Genomic DNA, 15,077 nt, shown 5'->3' with positions numbered 1-15,077 from the left:
TTTCCTGACAGAATACTTGCAGTCGATCCGCCCAGTCCCTAAGATGAGAACAATTCCTATTTGCAAAATGTTCTCATCGTGACGCTTCACCCGAATTTCTGCTCATTCCCGCCAGTACGCGCATGAGACGCCAGCTTGTCCGTCTGCATCGCTGGTTTGGCGTCGCGACCGCGCTGTTTCTGTTCGTCGCCGGCCTCACCGGCGCGATCATCGCGTGGGACCATGAACTCGACGCCGCGCTGAACCCGTCGTTCTACCAGGCGCGCACGGCCGGTCCGGCGCTGACGAGCCTCGAACTGGCGAACCGCGTCGAAGCCGCCGACCCGCGCCTTCAGGTCACCTATCTGCCGCTTGCCGTCCAACCCGGCGAGACGCTGCAGATGATGGTGCTGCCGCGCACCGATCCCGCGACGAAGCAGCCCTATCCGCTCGACTTCAATCAGATCGCCGTCGATCCCGTCAGCGGTGAAATTCAGGCACGCCGCGAATGGGGTGCCGTGTCGCTCGCGCGGCTCAATCTGATTCCGTTCATCTACAAGCTGCATTACACGCTGCAACTGCCATTTACCGGCGGCATCGACATCGGCACATGGCTGATGGGGATCGTCGGCATCGTGTGGCTGTTCGATAGTGCGATCGCGCTGTGTCTGTCGTTTCCGAGTCTCAACGCGTGGCGAAAGTCGTTCGCGTTCCGCGTAAAGCGCGGCGGCTATGCGCTCACGTTCGACCTGCACCGCTCCGGCGGCGTATGGATCTGGGGCATTCTGATGATCGTCGCGCTGACGTCGATCTCGATGAATCTGCCGTCGCAGGTAGTACGGCCGATCGTGTCGCGCATCTCGGCGCTAACGCCCGACCCGATCAATAACCCGGAAATTCTGCGCGCGCCGCAACCGGGCGATCACTCGCTGAGCCGCGAGCGCATCGTCGAACTGGCCGCGCAGGCCGGCCGGGATTTGCATGTCGCCGCGCCGCCGGGCGGCCTCTACTACGCGGGATTCCTGCACACGTATGGCGTCGGCTTCTACACGCCGGGCAACGATCACGGCGACATCGGCCTCGGTAATCCATGGATGTATTGGGACGCCGTCACCGGCAAGCGGCTCGCCGCGCAGATTCCAGGTAGGGGCACGGCCGGCGACATCTTCATGCAGGTGCAATTCCCGCTGCACTCGGGGCGCATCCTCGGGCTGGGCGGGCGGATTCTGATCAGCGCGGTAGGCGTCGCGGTCGCGGTGCTGAGCATTACCGGACTGCTGATCTGGGTGAAGAAGCTCAATGGCCGCCGTCGCTCTGCGCGCAATGCGAATCTCGCGCGCAATGCCACTGGCGTGGGGGACGCTGCAGCGCGCTAGCCGCTGCTGAAAAGAAAGAAAATGCGCTGGCCTTGAACTGCACCCCAAAAGTTGGACGCTGATCCAACCTTTAGGGTGTTTTCACGACCGGCGCAATTTTTTAGCGGAACACTACCGTCTTGCTGCCGTTCAGCACGACGCGATGCTCGACGTGCCACTTCACCGCACGCGCGAGCGTCACGCATTCGACGTCACGGCCGATCGCCGTCAGTTGCTCGGGCGTCATGCTGTGGTCGACGCGCTCGACTTCCTGCTCGATGATCGGACCTTCGTCCAGATCGGTCGTCACATAGTGAGCGGTCGCGCCGATCAGCTTCACGCCGCGGTCGAACGCCTGGTAGTACGGCTTCGCACCCTTGAAGCTCGGCAGGAACGAGTGATGGATGTTGATCGCGCGGCCGGCCAGTGCCTCGCACAGATCCGGCGACAGGATCTGCATGTAGCGCGCGAGCACGACGAGATCGGCCTGATGCCCGTTGATCACGTCGAGCACGCGTGCTTCCTGCGCGGCCTTCGCGTCCGGCGTGCCGCCGAGCAGCGGGAAGTGATGGAACGGGACGTCGTAACTCGCGGCGAGCTGGTAGAACTCCTTGTGGTTCGAGATGATCGCCGGAATATCGATATTGAGCTGGCCGGTGCGGTAGCGGAACAGCAGATCGTTCAGACAGTGACCGATCTTCGACACCATGATCACGACGCGCGGCTTCACCGACGCGTCGTGCAACTCCCAGCGCATGCCGAACTGCTCGGCGAGCGGCACGAACGACGCGCGCAACGCATCGAGTCCGGGATCGCCGCCGACCTGCTGAAAGTGCACCCGCATGAAGAACTCGCCGGTGCCGCTATCGCCGAACTGCGCGGAGTCGAGAATATTGCTGCCACGCTCGAACAGAAAACCCGACACGGCGTGAACGATGCCGGGCCGGTCGGCGCACGACAGTTTGAGGATAAAGCTGTGATCGGTCGACATGACCTCGGTGACTCCCTTCTTCAATGCGTGGTTTGTTTCAGTGTGCCGTTTGCGGGTGTTGGCATTTGATGTCGCGGCGTGGTTCACAGTGTCGCGGCACGCTTAGGTTCAAGTTCAGGCTCACGTCTTCCTGCAAGCACGCGCGCCACCCGATCCACCTTCAGCCCAACACCGGCGGCGTGAACAATGCGTCGATGCCCGCGCACGCGTCCTCGTCGATCCAGCGGCGGCGCAACAGGCAATCGAGCGTGGCGAGACTCGCATCCACTGTCATCGCGCCTTCCTCGATCCAGCCCGCGACTTCGTCGATGCGCGCGAGCCGGTGTTCGCCCACTTCCCCATCCTGATTACGCGGCGCGAAGTGGGCCGGCAGCGCGAGGTCGTAGATGAAAATCTGCTCGGCCTGTGTACCTTCCGGCAACGACTGCAGCACGTGCGCGGTGCGGCCCGCGATCGCGCGCGTGGCGATCTCCGCCGGAATGCCCGCTTCTTCCCAGCATTCCTTGACGATCGTCTCGCCGATGCCGAAGCCCCAGCCGATCCCGCCCGCGACGACGTTGTCGAGCATGCCCGGATCGGTCGCCTTGGTGTCGCTGCGGCGCGCGATCCACAGTTGCGGCGCGCCGCCATCCGCGTATTCTACGACGCCGTTCAGATGCACCGCGTAGGTCATCGTGCCGAAGAAACGGGACGCCGCGCGTTCGATATACGCGAGCGGCGGTGCGTCGAACGCATTGCGGATCGCGTAGGTCTCGTTGCGCCAGCCGGGGATGCGACCGTCGGCGGCGAGCGCGCCGATCACCGACCCCAACGCCGCGCTGCGCAGATCGACGCTGTCGAACGCGGGCGCGAGCGTCACGTGCGCCGCGCGAATCTCGAACACGTCGGGCCAGCGCGCGAGCAACGGCACGTCGCGTTCGCGAATCCAGCCGACCTGTTCGTCGCCGATCAGAAACGGCCGATGCACGCTCGCGTCGAAGCGGCGCGCGGCGGTGATGCAAGGCAAGGTCATCGAAAACTCCAAACTGTCCGCCGGCGCGGCAACGCTGGTAAAGCCGGCAAAGCAAATGCAGGTACCTGAACAACGCGCATCAGGCACGCGTCAAGCACGCGCGGGTCGCATCTCAATCGCGCAACGCGACCCGAATCCCGATTGCGATAAACGTCGCGCCGGCCACGCGATCGAGCCACACGCCCACACGCGGACGGCGCCTCAACCAGCCGCCGATGATGCCCGCGCACACGCCGAACAGCGAGAACACCACGACCGTCTGCAACATGAACAGCACGCCGAGTTCCAGCATCTGCACCGCGACGCTTTGCGCGCCGTGCGGCTGCACGAACTGCGGCAGGAACACGACGAAGAACAGCGTCACCTTCGGATTCATCAGGTTGCCGAGCACGCTCTGGCGAAACACCGCGGAAAGCGGCTGCGGCGGACGTTCATGCGCGGTCGCGAGCCCCTGGCTGCGCAGTGCCTTGATGCCGATCCACACCAGATACGCGGCGCCCGCGAGTTTGATCGCCTCAAACGCAAGCGGCGACGACCGCAGCAGCGCGGCGACACCAAGTGCGGCGAGCGTCGTATGAAACGTGATGCCGGCGGCAAAGCCGAGCGCCGCGACGAAACCGGCCGCTCGGCCTTGGGAGATGCCACGCGCTAGCACCTGCAGATTGTCCGGACCGGGGGCCACGGTAATCGCGATCGATGTCGCGAGAAACAGCAGGAAGTTGGGCATTGTTCTGACCTTCTCGTTGGACGGTTTGGGAGCCGCGTCTCGACGTTGCTTTTCGGCTTTATGTGTCAGCGTTGTTTCTCTGCGCTGCTTCCAGGCACTCTGCGACCGGTGATATCCAGCGCATAGCGCGTGGCGAAAAATCTTCGCTGCGCACAGCGCGATACGACATGTCTACCGCGAAGCTCCTGACACAACGCGACGACACGCCCGGCGCAAAACAATCCGCGCCACGCACCACTTGCCGCGCAGCGCCCCGCCCGCTCAATGACCGTCGAAACTCGTCACTGTATACAACGCGAGCCCGCCCTCGCCCAACAGCTTCGAACCGCCGAGTTCAGGCAAATCGACAATCGCCGCCCCCTCGACGACAACCGCGCCCAGCCGCTCGAGCAACATCTTGCCGGCCATCATCGTGCCGCCGGTCGCGATCAGGTCATCGATGATCACGACGCGATCGCCGGGCTCGCATGCATCTTCGTGAACCTCGACGGTCGCGGTGCCGTACTCGAGTTCATACGACTGCGAGATCCGCTTGTACGGCAGCTTGCCTGCCTTGCGGATCGGAATGAAGCCGAGGCTCAGTTCGTGCGCGACGATCGGCCCGATGATGAAACCGCGCGCGTCGAGGCCCGCGATGTAATCGAGCTTCGCGTCGATATAGCGCTGCACGAACAGATCGATCAGCACACGCAGCGACTTCGGCTCGCGCAGCAGCGGCGTGATGTCGCGGAACTGCACGCCCGGCTGCGGCCAGTCGGACACCGTACGGATATGACTTCTGATGTAGTCGGCCGCATCGCGCGGCGCGCTCTCGAGCGCGTTGGACATGATGTCTCCGGATGGACCCCGATGGGTCCGGTGAAAAGCTTGAATCAGGCGCGCCCGGTGAAACGGGCATACGTCAATGCTGGCGTCGGCAACTCGCTTCGAGGACTCGCGCCAGCGGCTCAACTCGGTGGCTCAACGTCCCCGGCCCGACTTCAGGCCGCGGCGGCGCCCGCGCGGCGATGCTTCGACAGCCGTTCCTCGGCTTGCGCCAATTGTTCGGGCAGACCGCGCAACACGACGATGTCGCTCGCGCGCAATTTCGTGGACGGGTCCGGCTCGACACCGCGGATACCATGCCGGCGGATCGCGGTCACTTCGACGCCGAGTTCGAACAGGCCGAGTTCCGCGAGCGTGCGGCCCACCGCATCCGCGCTCGCGTCGACCGGCACCGATTGTAGCCGCACCTGTTCGTGACCGTCGTCGTCGTCGACGTCGTCCGCGCCGTGGAAATAGCCGCGCAGCAGCGAGTAGCGCTCGTCGCGCATTTCCTCGACGCGCCGCACCACGCGCCGCATCGGCACACCCATCACCACCAGCGTGTGCGACGCGAGCATCAGGCTGCCCTCGACGATCTCCGGGATCACCTCGGTCGCGCCCGCGGCCAGCAGCTTTTCCAGATCGGCGTCGTCGACGGTGCGCACGATGACCGGCAGCGTCGGCTCCATCTCGTGGATGTTGTGTAGCACGCGCAGTGCCGACGGCGTGTTCGCGTAGGTGACCGCGATCGCGGCCGCGCGGTGCAGGCCCGCGGCAAGCAGCGACTCGCGCCGCCCGGCATCGCCGAACACCACCGATTCGCCGGCTGCCGCGGCCGCGCTGACGCGATCCGGGTCGAGGTCGAGCGCCACATACGACAGGCCTTCATGTTCCAGCATGCGCGCGAGGTTCTGCCCCGAGCGGCCGTAACCGCAGATGATCACGTGGCCGCTCTGCTTCAGGCTTTGCGTCGCGATGCGCGTCATCTGCAACGACTGCATCATCCACTCGGTCGATGACAGCCGAAGCACGATGCGATCGGCGTTCTGGATCATGAACGGCGCGGCGAGCATCGACAGCAGCATCGCCGCGAGAATCGCCTGCAACAACGTCGCGTCGACCAGATGCCGGTCGAGAATCAGGTTCAGCAGCACGAAGCCGAACTCGCCCGCCTGCGCGAGCCCGATACCGGTGCGCATCGCGACGCCTGGCGTCGCGCCGAAAAGCCGCGCAAGGCCGGTAATCATGACCGCCTTCAGCAGCACCGGGCCGAGGAAGAAACCCAGCACGATGAGCGGGTGCTCCCAGATCACGCGCGGATTCAGCAGCATGCCGGTGGTCACGAAGAACAGCCCGAGCAGCACGTCGCGAAACGGCTTGATGTCCTCTTCGACCTGGTGGCGGTACGGCGTTTCGGCGATCAGCATGCCGGCGATGAACGCGCCGAGCGCAAGCGATAGTCCGAATTTATCGGTAATGAACGCGGCGCCGAGCGTGACCAGCAGCAGGTTCAGGATGAACAGCTCCTGCGAGCGGCGCCGCGCGACCACGTTGAACCAGCGGGTCATGAAGCTCTGCCCGACGATCAGCAGCAGCGCCAGCGCGACGACGATCTTGATCGCCGCGATGCCGAGCGCGCTGACCAGATTCTCCGAGCGTCCGCCGAGCGCGGAAATGATGATCAACAGCGGCACCACCGCGAGATCCTGAAACAGCAGCACACCGAAGATGTTGCGGCCGTGCTCGGTCTCGATCTCGAGCCGCTCGGCGAGCATCTTGCTGACGATCGCCGTGGACGACATCGCCAGCGCGCCGCCGAGCGCGACGCTCGCCTGCCACGTGATATGCACCCAGCGCTCCAGCACGAAGCCGAGCGATACCGCCACCGCGACGGTGCCGATCACCTGCAAGAGGCCGAGACCGAACACGAGCCGGCGCATCGAGCGCAGCTTGGACAGTGAGAACTCGAGGCCGATCGAGAACATCAGGAACACGACGCCGAATTCGGCAAGATTCTGCGCGCCCGCCGAATCGGGAATCAGGCCGAACGCATGCGGCCCGACGACGATGCCGACGGTCAGATAGCCAAGCATCGGCGGCAGGTTCAGGAAGCGAAAAACCACCACGCCCGCCACCGATGCCAGCAGCAGGAACAGCGTCATCTCGAGCGGGGAAATCATCGGCAAAAACGCATCGGTAAAGCGTCCTCGTTCGTCAGCGGAACCACGCACGAAAATGCCCGTGCGACATGGTTGAGGGGCCGGTAAAAAGCTGCCTGAAAGAAGCTGCCAGCAGGCTGAAAAAGAGATTGTCGACAGGCTGATGAGGTCAGCGGCTCGGCACAGCAGGCCCGGCGCGGCGAACAGGCGCCTTTGCTATACTCCGCGCATGATAGCGAAAATCAATGGCGACAGGGCACTCACGCTTGCTCGCAACGTACTCGACATCGAAGCGGACGCCGTGCGCGCGCTTCGCGACCAGCTCGACGACAATTTCGTCGGCGCGGTCGATTTCATCATGGGATGCCGCGGCCGCGTGGTCGTCTCCGGCATCGGCAAATCCGGCCACGTGGCGCGTAAGCTCGCAGCCACGCTGGCAAGCACCGGCACGCCGGCGTTCTTCGTGCATCCCGCGGAAGCGAGCCACGGCGACCTTGGCATGGTCACCGCCGACGACGTCTTCCTCGCGCTGTCCAACTCCGGCGAAACCGAAGAACTGGTTGCAATTCTGCCGCTGATCAAGCGCCTCGGCGCGAAGCTGATCGCGATGACGGGCCGTCCGACGTCGAGTCTCGCGAAGCTCGCCGACGTGCATCTGAACTCCGCCGTCGCGAAAGAAGCCTGTCCGATGAATCTCGCGCCCACCGCCAGCACCACCGCCGCGCTCGCGCTCGGCGACGCGCTCGCGGTCGTGGTGCTGGAAGCGCGCGGCTTCGGCCCCGACGACTTCGCGCGCTCGCATCCGGGCGGCGCGCTCGGCCGGCGCCTGCTCACCTATGTGCGCGACGTGATGCGCACCGGCGACCAGTTGCCGCAAGTCACGCCCGAGTCCACCGTCAGCGAGGCGCTGTTCCAGCTGACCGCGAAGCGCATGGGCATGACGTCGGTCGTCGACCACGAACAGCGCGTCGTCGGCATCTTCACCGACGGCGACCTGCGCCGCGTGCTCGAACGCGACGGCGATTTCCGCCGCCTGTCGATCGGCTCGGTGATGACCGCCGGCCCGCGCACGATCGGCCCGGATCATCTGGCGGTCGAAGCGGTGGAACTGATGGAGCGCCATCGCATCAATCAGCTGCTGGTCGTCGACGAAGCGGGCAAGCTGATCGGCGCGCTCAATATGCACGACCTGTTTTCGAAGAAGGTGATCTGATGGCCGTGCCTCCTCTTACCGCTACCGAACGCGCGAGCCGCGTGAAGCTGATGATTTTCGACGTCGACGGCGTGCTGACCGACGGCGGCCTGCTGTTCACGGCGGAAGGCGACACGATGAAAGGCTTCAACTCGATGGACGGCCACGGCATGAAGCTGCTGCGCCAGGCCGGCATCGACACCGCGATCATCACCGGGCGCAAGTCCGGCATCGTGGCGGCGCGGGTCAGGGATCTGAATATCACGCACGTGTATCAGGGCGTACAGGACAAGCCGGCGGCGTTCGCCGATCTGCTGCAGCAAACCGGCCTCAGCGCCGACGAATGCGGCTACATGGGCGACGACTGGGTCGATCTGGCCGTGATGCTGCGGGTCGGCTTCGCGGCCGCGCCGGCCAATTCGCATCCCGAGGTGATCGCGCGCGCGCATTGGGTCAGCGAGGCACGCGGCGGTTATGGCGCGGCGCGCGAAGTCTGCGACACGCTGCTGCGCGCGCAGCACAAATATGACGCACTGCTCGCGGCGGCCTGCAGCGGCGAGCAGCGAGGCCTGGTCGGATGAACCAGTTTCGTCTGACTTCGCTGATCCCGCTGGTCGCGATGGCGGCGCTCGCCGGCATCACCTGGTGGCTGCTGCAAGCCACGTTGCCGCGCCGTAACGACGACGTCGTGCGCCCGAAGGAGCACACGCCGGATTACTTCGCGGACAACTTCTCGGTGTCGGAACTCGACCAGTCGGGCGCGACGCAATACCGGCTGACCGCGCAGTCGCTGATCCATTACGAGGACGACGAAATGAGCGACCTCGTGAAGCCGGCGATGCGCGCGTTTCAGCCAGGCAAGCCGATCGTCACCGCGACCGGCGACACCGGCACGGTCAACTCGGACGCGTCGATCGTCAATCTGTACGGCAATGCCCGGATCCTGCGCGCGCCCGGTAACGGCGATCCGCAGATGCAGGCCGATTCCGAGCATTTCAGGGTCCTCGTCAACGACGATGTGATCGAGACTGAAAAGCCAGTTAAACTTCAGCGCGGCATGTCGGTGATGACTGCCAGCGGCATGAAATACAACAATGTCACCCGGGTTATGCAGCTGTTCGGCAATGTAAGAGGCGCAATCGCCGCAACCGACGCCGGCGGCGGCTCGTCCCACTAACCCGGGCCATTCATTCCAGGCGTGACTGCATGAACGAATCGCTCCCCCGTTTTGATACTGGCCGCTCGCGCGCACTGTCCGCGTGGCGCGCCGGGCTTGCTGCGCTCGTCGTCGCGCTCCCGCTCGCCGGCTTCGCGCCGCTCGCGCACGCGGACCGCGCCGACAAGGACAAGCCGCTGAACATCGAAGCGGACAACATGACTTACGATGACCTGCGGCAGGTCAGCATCTTCACCGGCCACGTGGTCGCCACCAAAGGCACGATCCTGATCAAGGCCGACAAGGTCGAAGTGTCGCAGGATCCGCAGGGCTACCAGTACGCAACCGGCACTTCGAGCGGCAGCAATCTGTCGTATTTCCGCCAGAAGCGCGAAGGGCTCGATGAGTACATCGAAGGCACGGCCGTGCGGATCGACTACGACGGCAAGCAGGATCTGACCACGCTCACCACCAATGCGACGGTGCGCCGCCTGCAAAGCATGACGACGCTGCTCGACCAGGTGCACGGCAGCGTCATCACGTATGACGGCCAGAACGACTTCTATACCGCGAAGGCGGGCAAGGACGTCGCCAGTCCGGGCAACCCGACCGGCCGCGTGCGCGCGATGCTCGCGCCGCGCAACGGCGGCGCCGCGCCGCTGACCGGTGCGTCGGCGGCGCTCGCGCCGTCCACCACGATCCAGGGAGCGCCGAACCAGTGAGCACGGTCAGCAACATCACGTCCCTCCCGCATCGCAAACCCGCCGGCACCAGCAGCTCGCTGGTCGTGCGCAATCTGAAGAAGCGCTATGGCTCGCGCACGGTCGTCAAGGACGTGTCGCTCGACGTGAAAAGCGGCGAAGTGGTCGGCCTGCTCGGTCCGAACGGCGCGGGCAAGACCACCTCGTTCTATATGATCGTCGGTCTGGTGCCGCTCGATGCCGGTGAAATCGATCTGGACGGCAAATCGATCAGCCTGCTGCCGATCCACAAGCGCGCGTCGCTCGGCCTGTCGTATCTGCCGCAGGAAGCCTCGGTGTTCCGCAAGCTGAGCGTCGAACAGAATATCCGCGCGGTGCTGGAATTGCAGCACGAAGAAGACGGCAAGCGGCTCAGCAAGGACGCCATCACCGCGCGCACCGAAGCGCTGCTCGACGAACTGCAGATCGCGCATCTGCGCGAAAATCCGGCGCTGTCGCTGTCGGGCGGCGAACGCCGCCGGGTCGAAATCGCCCGCGCGCTGGCCACCAATCCCAGCTTCATTCTGCTCGACGAACCGTTCGCGGGCGTCGATCCGATCGCGGTGCTGGAAATCCAGAAGATCGTCAAGTTTCTGAAGCAGCGCAATATCGGCGTACTGATTACCGACCACAACGTGCGCGAAACGCTTGGCATCTGCGATCACGCATACATCATCAGCGACGGCAGCGTACTTGCGGCCGGCGCGCCTAGCGAAATCATCGAGAACGAAAGCGTGCGGCGCGTCTATCTCGGCGAACACTTCCGCATGTAAGTATCCACGGGGGAACCGGCCGCGCGAGCATGCGTGGTCGGATTTTCCCGGCGTTTTTTTGCGGCACCCGCACATCCCGCCGCATCTCCCACAGCATCTATTTCCGGTCGGCACTGGCTGCCGCGTCACGGCGCCCTAAACGGGCGTATCCGCAAATTGCGAGTGCCGCAAGGTATCGCGCTCGTGGCAAACTCTCTACAATGAATCTCAACTTGCCATGAAAGCCAGCCTCCAACTCCGCCTATCGCAGCATCTTGCGCTGACACCGCAACTGCAGCAGTCCATCCGGCTGCTTCAGCTGTCTACGCTCGAACTGCAGCAGGAAGTCGCAATGGCGATCTCGCAGAATCCTCTCCTCGAAAACGAGGACGAATGGATTGCGAGCCCGTTGCGGGTAGCGGCTGACGGTTCGGTAATCGCCCAGACTCCCGGCTCTTCCGCGCCGGCGGATCCGATGGCCGGCAACGGTTCTGCGTCGTCGGACGGGAACGGCGAGCGCGCCGAGAATGGCGAGCCGCAAAGCGTCGACGAATATAATGGCCTCGCGGGCGACGGCAGCAGCGATTCGTCGCAATGGAACCTCGACGACTACGGCCGCTCCGGCACCGCGTCGGACGACGACGACCTGCCACCGCTGCAAATCCACGAATCGAGCACCTCGCTGCGCGATCACCTGATGGCGCAATTGCGCGTCACCCAGGCGAGCCAGCGCGACCGGGCGCTCATTACATTCCTGATCGAATCGCTCGACGACGACGGCTACCTCGCCGCCACGCTCGAGGAAGTGCTCGCCGACCTGCCCGAAGAGCTCGAAGTCGATCTCGACGAACTGAACGCCGCGCTCGCGTTGCTGCATAGCTTCGACCCGTCCGGGGTTGGTGCGCGCTCCGCGTCCGAATGTCTGAAGCTGCAGTTACTGCGGCTCGACCCGTCGCCCACCCGCACGCTCGCGCTAGACATTGTCGGCCATCACCTGGAACTGCTCGCCGCGCGCGATTTCACCCGCCTGCGCAAGCAGCTGAAGGCAAGCGACGACGACCTGCGCGACGCGCACGTGCTGATCCGCTCGCTCGAACCGTTTCCGGGCGCCGCCTACGGCAAGGCCGAAGCAGACTACGTGGTGCCCGACATCATGGTGCGCAGAACGGCACAGGGCTGGCAGGCCGAGCTGAATCCGGAAGTCGTGCCGAAGCTGCGCATTAACCATCTGTACGCGAATATTCTGCGCAATAACCGGGGTGATCCGGGCAGCGGTTCGTTGCGGCAGCAATTGCAGGAAGCGCGTTGGCTGATCAAAAATATCCAGCAACGTTTCGAGACAATCCTGCGGGTTGCACAGGCAATCGTCGAGCGTCAGAAGAGCTTTTTTGTGCACGGCGAAATCGCCATGCGCCCCTTGGTTTTGCGGGAGATTGCTGATACGCTGGGCCTACACGAGTCGACTGTCTCGCGTGTGACAACCGGTAAATACATGCTGACCCCATTCGGGACGCTGGAATTCAAGTATTTCTTCGGCTCACACGTTTCGACCGACACCGGCGGCGCGGCCTCATCCACGGCCATTCGCGCGCTGATCAAACAACTGATAGGAGCGGAAAACCCGAAATCGCCTCTTTCAGACAGTCGCATAGCCGAACTGCTGGCGGAACAGGGCTTCGTGGTCGCACGTCGTACCGTTGCGAAATACCGTGAAGCGCTCAAGATCCCGGCAGTCAACCTGCGCAAGTCTCTGTAGCCCGCCGCGCTGTGCAGCGGGCATTTACCGGCCGCTCCGCGCGTGGCGGACAGGCCGGCCGCTGCGACCTGCCAGATGTTCGTCACCGGGGGGCGACACAGGCGAGCCGTCAGATCGACCGGACCTTTGTCATTGTGCGGAACAAGCGGCCATTAGCTTGGAGAAGCACTATGAATCTCAAGATCAGTGGACACCACCTCGAAGTAACGCCTGCGTTGCGCGAATACGTGATCACCAAACTGGACAGGGTGCTAAGACATTTCGATCAGGTCATCGACGGCAGTGTGGTCCTCTCGGTCGACAACCATAAGGAAAAGGACAAGCGTCAGAAGGTTGAGATCAACCTCCATCTAAAGGGTAAAGATATCTTCGTCGAGAGTTGTGACAGTGATTTGTACGCTGCAATCGATCTGATGATCGACAAGCTCGACAGGCAGGTGATACGCCACAAGGATCGTCTGCAAGGTCACCAGCATGAAGCGATCAAGTATCAACCGGCGCCACAACAGGACGTGCCGCCGCAATAGAGGAAATTAGAGGAAATTCCTCATTTCCCTGAATCAGACAGAACCGCCCGCAACACCGGGCGGTTTTTCGTTTCAGCGAGACATTCGTATATCGCCAGCCTGCTTCGTCCAGTTCGCTTGCCGCGCTCCGTCTGACTTTGCGCAATGCGGCATGCGCCGCTCCGCAACCGGTGAAAAACCTGATAGGCATGAATGGCGCGCCGCACCATCGGCGATCACCCTGTTCTATAATGTTCCGGGTACCATCGGGGTCAAGCCTGCTCTCACGGAACACGGCCGGCCGGAGTTTCGCTTCTTTTTGCGACTCTCACCACAGCACGTTTCGCGAGCATCGAACGAATGGAACGCCACTCAACCGCCCCGGTGGGGAGAACTCAGGCCACGTTTTCGCCTGTCAACATGAATCGTTTAGCCAAATTTCTTCCCCTCGAGAACGTCGTCATCGGACTATCGGTCACCAGCAAGAAACGCGTGTTCGAGCAAGCGGGCCTGATCTTCGAGAACCAGAACGGCATCGCTCGCAGTACCGTCACTGACAATCTTTTTGCGCGAGAACGCCTCGGTTCCACGGGGCTTGGCGAAGGCGTCGCGATTCCGCATGGGCGGATCAAAGGCCTCAAGCAGCCGCTCGCCGCATTCGTCCGCCTTGCGGAACCTATCCCCTTCGAAGCACCGGACGGTCAGCCGGTTTCACTGCTGATCTTCCTGCTCGTGCCCGAACAGGCCACCCAGCAGCACCTCGAAATCCTTTCCGAGATCGCCCAGTTGCTGTCCGATCGCGAGGCCCGCGAGCGTCTGCACACCGAAGAAGACCGCGAATCGTTGCATCGCCTGCTCACTCAGTGGCAACCTTGATGCACCGGCGGCGGTAAATTCGCACGCACGCGCATACGCGCAGATAAGGCCCGGCAAGCGGCTCACACTGGAGTCACTGACTCATGGATACGTCCAGCATCAACGCCCAAAGCATTTTCGACGACAACGCCGCCATGCTGAAGCTCAGCTGGTTGACCGGGCATGAAGGCTGGGAGCGCGGCTTTTCTTCGGAATCGGTCGCCAATGCGACGTCGAGCGCCGACCTCGTTGGCCACTTGAACCTGATCCACCCGAACCGGATCCAGGTACTCGGCGACGCCGAAATCGACTACTACAAACGCCAGACCGACGAAGACCGTTCGCGCCACATGGCCGAACTGATCGCGCTGGAACCGCCATTTCTGGTCGTTGCAGGCGGCGTCGCCGCGCCGCCGGAACTGGTGCTGCGCTGCACGCGCTCGTCCACGCCGCTATTTACGACGCCAACTTCAGCCGCCGCGGTGATCGACAGCCTGCGTCTTTACATGTCGCGCATTCTCGCGCCGCGCGCGACGCTGCACGGCGTGTTTCTCGACATCCTCGGCATGGGCGTGCTGCTCACCGGCGACTCCGGCCTCGGCAAGAGCGAACTCGGCCTGGAGCTGATCAGCCGCGGCCACGGTCTGGTTGCCGACGACGCGGTCGACTTCGTGCGTCTCGGTCCGGACTTCGTCGAAGGGCGCTGCCCGCCTCTGCTGCAAAATCTGCTCGAAGTGCGCGGCCTCGGTCTGCTCGACATCAAGACGATCTTCGGTGAGACGGCGGTACGCCGGAAAATGAAGCTGAAGCTGATCGTGCAACTGGTGCGTCGGCCGGACGGCGAATTCCAGCGGTTGCCGCTGGAAAGCCAGACCGTCGACGTGCTCGGCCTGCCGATCAGCAAGGTCACGATCCAGGTGGCCGCGGGCCGCAACCTTGCGGTGCTGGTCGAAGCGGCCGTACGCAATACGATCCTGCAACTGCGCGGCATCGACACATTGCGCGATTTCATGGATCGGCAACGTCTCGCGATGCAAGATCCCGACAGCCAGTTTCCCGGCAAACTGATCTGAACCGGTAGCGCCATGCGGCG

General features: G+C 63.6%; 15 protein-coding genes. 10 read left to right on the top strand and 5 right to left on the bottom strand.

The features are described 5' to 3' along the window. Window positions 1-122 precede the first annotated feature (122 nt). Window positions 123-1,355: a PepSY-associated TM helix domain-containing protein gene (locus L0U82_RS02005; protein WP_233828131.1), complete on the top strand. Its 1,233-nt coding sequence runs from the start codon at window positions 123-125 to the stop codon at window positions 1,353-1,355. Window positions 1,356-1,455: 100 nt separating this feature from the next. Here the strand turns inward: L0U82_RS02005 and purU are convergent, their stop codons facing one another. The 5 genes from purU to L0U82_RS01980 all read right to left on the bottom strand — a co-directional run bounded on the left by purU (window position 1,456) and on the right by L0U82_RS01980 (window position 7,048). Then, window positions 1,456-2,325 carry a formyltetrahydrofolate deformylase gene (purU, locus tag L0U82_RS02000; protein ID WP_233828129.1) on the bottom strand — a complete coding sequence of 290 codons (870 nt, stop codon included), beginning with the start codon at window positions 2,323-2,325 and terminating at the stop codon, window positions 1,456-1,458. Window positions 2,326-2,485: 160 nt separating this feature from the next. Further along, on the bottom strand, window positions 2,486-3,337 hold the full coding sequence (locus tag L0U82_RS01995; RefSeq protein WP_233828127.1) for an NUDIX hydrolase: 852 nt from the start codon (window positions 3,335-3,337) through the stop codon (window positions 2,486-2,488). Between the two features lie 112 nt (window positions 3,338-3,449). Continuing rightward, on the bottom strand, window positions 3,450-4,064 hold the full coding sequence (locus L0U82_RS01990; protein ID WP_233828126.1) for a LysE family translocator: 615 nt from the start codon (window positions 4,062-4,064) through the stop codon (window positions 3,450-3,452). Between the two features lie 261 nt (window positions 4,065-4,325). Beyond that, window positions 4,326-4,892 (bottom strand): adenine phosphoribosyltransferase, encoded by a 567-nt coding sequence (locus tag L0U82_RS01985; RefSeq protein ID WP_233828125.1) that lies wholly within the window; start codon window positions 4,890-4,892, stop codon window positions 4,326-4,328. Window positions 4,893-5,044: 152 nt separating this feature from the next. Next, window positions 5,045-7,048, bottom strand: coding sequence for a cation:proton antiporter domain-containing protein (locus tag L0U82_RS01980; protein WP_233828124.1), 2,004 nt, complete (start codon window positions 7,046-7,048; stop codon window positions 5,045-5,047). 208 nt (window positions 7,049-7,256) lie between these two features. Here L0U82_RS01980 and kdsD point away from each other — a divergent pair, with 208 nt between their 5' ends. The 9 genes from kdsD (at window position 7,257) to hprK (ending at window position 15,057) form a co-directional block, all read left to right on the top strand. Continuing rightward, on the top strand, window positions 7,257-8,240 hold the full coding sequence (gene kdsD, locus L0U82_RS01975; RefSeq protein ID WP_233828123.1) for an arabinose 5-phosphate isomerase KdsD: 984 nt from the start codon (window positions 7,257-7,259) through the stop codon (window positions 8,238-8,240). Beyond that, the gene (locus L0U82_RS01970) at window positions 8,240-8,800 is read left to right on the top strand and encodes a KdsC family phosphatase (protein WP_233828122.1); all 561 of its coding nucleotides are present in this window, start codon (window positions 8,240-8,242) and stop codon (window positions 8,798-8,800) included. Before kdsD ends, L0U82_RS01970 begins: the two co-directional genes overlap by 1 nt. After that, window positions 8,797-9,396: an LPS export ABC transporter periplasmic protein LptC gene (lptC, locus tag L0U82_RS01965; RefSeq protein ID WP_233828121.1), complete on the top strand. Its 600-nt coding sequence runs from the start codon at window positions 8,797-8,799 to the stop codon at window positions 9,394-9,396. The genes L0U82_RS01970 and lptC overlap by 4 nt, the downstream gene beginning before the upstream one ends. A gap of 29 nt (window positions 9,397-9,425) precedes the next feature. Next, window positions 9,426-10,097 carry a lipopolysaccharide transport periplasmic protein LptA gene (gene lptA / locus L0U82_RS01960; RefSeq protein WP_233828119.1) on the top strand — a complete coding sequence of 224 codons (672 nt, stop codon included), beginning with the start codon at window positions 9,426-9,428 and terminating at the stop codon, window positions 10,095-10,097. Window positions 10,098-10,111: 14 nt separating this feature from the next. Continuing rightward, a complete protein-coding gene (gene lptB, locus L0U82_RS01955) occupies window positions 10,112-10,888 on the top strand; it encodes an LPS export ABC transporter ATP-binding protein (protein ID WP_233833079.1) in 777 nt (258 codons plus the stop codon). Window positions 10,889-11,105: 217 nt separating this feature from the next. After that, window positions 11,106-12,623, top strand: a complete 1,518-nt coding sequence (locus L0U82_RS01950; RefSeq protein WP_233828118.1) for an RNA polymerase factor sigma-54 — start codon at window positions 11,106-11,108, stop codon at window positions 12,621-12,623. Window positions 12,624-12,793: 170 nt separating this feature from the next. After that, window positions 12,794-13,150, top strand: a complete 357-nt coding sequence (hpf, locus tag L0U82_RS01945; RefSeq protein ID WP_233799906.1) for a ribosome hibernation-promoting factor, HPF/YfiA family — start codon at window positions 12,794-12,796, stop codon at window positions 13,148-13,150. A 339-nt stretch (window positions 13,151-13,489) separates the two neighbouring features. Further along, window positions 13,490-14,005: a PTS sugar transporter subunit IIA gene (locus tag L0U82_RS01940; protein WP_233828116.1), complete on the top strand. Its 516-nt coding sequence runs from the start codon at window positions 13,490-13,492 to the stop codon at window positions 14,003-14,005. Window positions 14,006-14,088: 83 nt separating this feature from the next. Continuing rightward, window positions 14,089-15,057 (top strand): HPr(Ser) kinase/phosphatase, encoded by a 969-nt coding sequence (hprK, locus tag L0U82_RS01935; protein ID WP_008921706.1) that lies wholly within the window; start codon window positions 14,089-14,091, stop codon window positions 15,055-15,057. The last annotated feature ends 20 nt before the right edge of the window (window positions 15,058-15,077 follow it).

This window comes from Paraburkholderia sp. ZP32-5, from assembly GCF_021390495.1.
Taxonomy (GTDB): Bacteria; Pseudomonadota; Gammaproteobacteria; order Burkholderiales; family Burkholderiaceae; genus Paraburkholderia.
This window is presented reverse-complemented; position numbering and strand designations above follow the sequence as displayed.

Coding starts and splice junctions, on each gene's coding strand:
- L0U82_RS02005 (WP_233828131.1), top strand. CDS start 123: ATGAGACGCCAGCTTGTCCGTCTGCATCGCTGGTTTGGCGTCGCGACC.
- purU (WP_233828129.1), bottom strand. CDS start 2,325: ATGTCGACCGATCACAGCTTTATCCTCAAACTGTCGTGCGCCGACCGG.
- L0U82_RS01995 (WP_233828127.1), bottom strand. CDS start 3,337: ATGACCTTGCCTTGCATCACCGCCGCGCGCCGCTTCGACGCGAGCGTG.
- L0U82_RS01990 (WP_233828126.1), bottom strand. CDS start 4,064: ATGCCCAACTTCCTGCTGTTTCTCGCGACATCGATCGCGATTACCGTG.
- L0U82_RS01985 (WP_233828125.1), bottom strand. CDS start 4,892: ATGTCCAACGCGCTCGAGAGCGCGCCGCGCGATGCGGCCGACTACATC.
- L0U82_RS01980 (WP_233828124.1), bottom strand. CDS start 7,048: ATGATTTCCCCGCTCGAGATGACGCTGTTCCTGCTGCTGGCATCGGTG.
- kdsD (WP_233828123.1), top strand. CDS start 7,257: ATGATAGCGAAAATCAATGGCGACAGGGCACTCACGCTTGCTCGCAAC.
- L0U82_RS01970 (WP_233828122.1), top strand. CDS start 8,240: ATGGCCGTGCCTCCTCTTACCGCTACCGAACGCGCGAGCCGCGTGAAG.
- lptC (WP_233828121.1), top strand. CDS start 8,797: ATGAACCAGTTTCGTCTGACTTCGCTGATCCCGCTGGTCGCGATGGCG.
- lptA (WP_233828119.1), top strand. CDS start 9,426: ATGAACGAATCGCTCCCCCGTTTTGATACTGGCCGCTCGCGCGCACTG.
- L0U82_RS01950 (WP_233828118.1), top strand. CDS start 11,106: ATGAAAGCCAGCCTCCAACTCCGCCTATCGCAGCATCTTGCGCTGACA.
- hpf (WP_233799906.1), top strand. CDS start 12,794: ATGAATCTCAAGATCAGTGGACACCACCTCGAAGTAACGCCTGCGTTG.
- L0U82_RS01940 (WP_233828116.1), top strand. CDS start 13,490: ATGGAACGCCACTCAACCGCCCCGGTGGGGAGAACTCAGGCCACGTTT.
- hprK (WP_008921706.1), top strand. CDS start 14,089: ATGGATACGTCCAGCATCAACGCCCAAAGCATTTTCGACGACAACGCC.